We start from the raw sequence: 1,198 nt of genomic DNA on the forward strand, positions 1-1,198 counted from the left end.
GGCCCGCCGCGGCCGTCAGGAGAGGTACTCGGTGAGGCCCGCGGGCCGCAGTCCGGCCTCGTCGGCCGCGGCCAGCACCCGCGCCAGGTCGCTCGCGAGGGTGTCGGTGAAGTGCAGCAGCACCACGTCGCCGGGGCGCAGCGGCCCGCCGTGGTAGACGTTCGACGCGCCCCAGCTGAAGTCGGCGGTGGCGGTCATCACCGTGGTCATGCCGCAGTTGGCGGCGGCCTGCAGGGTGTCGGCGTTCCAGGCGAGGTAGGGCGGGCGGAAGACGGTCGGTGCGGTGCCGGTGCGCCGCAGTGCGGCGTCGCGGCCGCCGCAGATCTCCGCCTGCTGCTCCTCGGCGCCCAGGGTGGTGAGGTCGCGGTGGGAGACGCTGTGGTCCTGGATCGAGGAGCCGGGTGCGGCGGTGACGGCGCGGAACCAGTCGGGGTCGAAGCCGAGCGGCATCGGCAGCGGGAAGGCGGTGACGGGGAGCTTCCCGGCGGCGATCAGGGCGGCCGCCTCGGGGGTGCGCTGCCAGCCGTCGTCCACGGTGACGAAGAGGACGGGGTCGCTGGTCGGGATGTTCCACAGGGCGCGTGCGGGCGCCGGGGCGGGGCCGTCCACCCGGACGTCGTCGGCGGCGTAGGCGCCCTGGCCGTACCAGCCGTGGAGGTAGAGGCGGACGCTGGTCACCGCGGTGCCGGTGGTGAACGTGGTGGTGAGGGGGCGCCAGTCGCCACCGGTGTCCGGGGTCCAGGCGGGTGCGACGTCGTGGCCGGTGCCTTCGGCGCCGAGGAAGACGTAGGCGCCGCGCACCCAGGCGGAGACGGTGTACGTGGTGCCGGGCCGGACGCTGAGGACCTGCTCGCAGTGCCCGGTGGAGTCCGCCGCCGCGGGGGTGACGAGGAGGGCGGAGCTGCCGCTGCGGGCCGTGCCGCCGATGGTGGCCTCGCCGGCCGTGCACTGCCAGCCGGGGATCGAACCCCAGTCGTCCAGCGGCAGTCGGGGGATCTCGAAGCCGGGGTTGGTGGCGAGGTTGGCGGTGGCCGGGGTGTCGGCGTGCGCGCCGGTGGCGAGGGGTCCTGCGACGGCCAGGGCCGCGGCGGCCGCGCAGGCGGCGAGGCGGTGGAGGAGTCTGGACACGGAAGGGCTCTCCGAGGAGTCGGCTGGCTGGTGGAGGCTCCCCGAGGGAGGGGAGGTCGCGCCGTCCGAC

At 75.9% G+C, this 1,198-nt stretch carries 1 protein-coding gene; it reads right to left on the bottom strand.

The annotated features are described in order from the left end of the window. Positions 1-15: 15 nt before the first annotated feature. Complete coding sequence (locus ABZ641_RS38365) at positions 16-1,128, bottom strand: polysaccharide deacetylase family protein (protein WP_359989293.1); 1,113 nt, start codon at positions 1,126-1,128, stop codon at positions 16-18. Between the last annotated feature and the right edge of the window lie 70 nt (positions 1,129-1,198).

This window comes from Kitasatospora sp. NPDC007106 (genome assembly GCF_040634455.1).
GTDB classification, from domain to species: domain Bacteria; phylum Actinomycetota; class Actinomycetes; order Streptomycetales; family Streptomycetaceae; genus Kitasatospora; species Kitasatospora arboriphila.